This is a genomic window from Holdemanella sp. DFI.5.55 (genome assembly GCF_020593575.1).
GTDB lineage: Bacteria > Bacillota_I > Bacilli_A > Erysipelotrichales > Erysipelotrichaceae > Holdemanella > Holdemanella hominis.
The window spans coordinates 1-228 of the sequence record NZ_JAJDMK010000407.1; the positions used below are offsets into that span (position 1 = coordinate 1).

Genomic DNA, 228 nt, shown 5'->3' on the forward strand with positions numbered 1-228 from the left:
GTCGGAAGATACGATTGGGTCTTCAGTGTAACCAAAGGCTTCGTTGCCTTCAGTTGCCTTCTTCATAGCATTGTTTACGTCGTCAACCGTAACCTTCTTGTCCAGAATGGAAACAAGTTCAGTCAGGGAGCCATCAACAACACCAACACGTTGTGCGTGACCGGACAGCTTACCGTTCAGTTCTGGAATAACCAGGCCGATAGCCTTGGCAGCACCAGAAGAGTGAGG

The 228-nt window shown here is 49.6% G+C and carries 1 pseudogene; it reads right to left on the reverse strand.

Annotated elements, in window-relative coordinates:
* Positions 1–228 (reverse strand): annotated as a pseudogene (locus LJE08_RS14600) (type I glyceraldehyde-3-phosphate dehydrogenase); the annotation flags it as partial.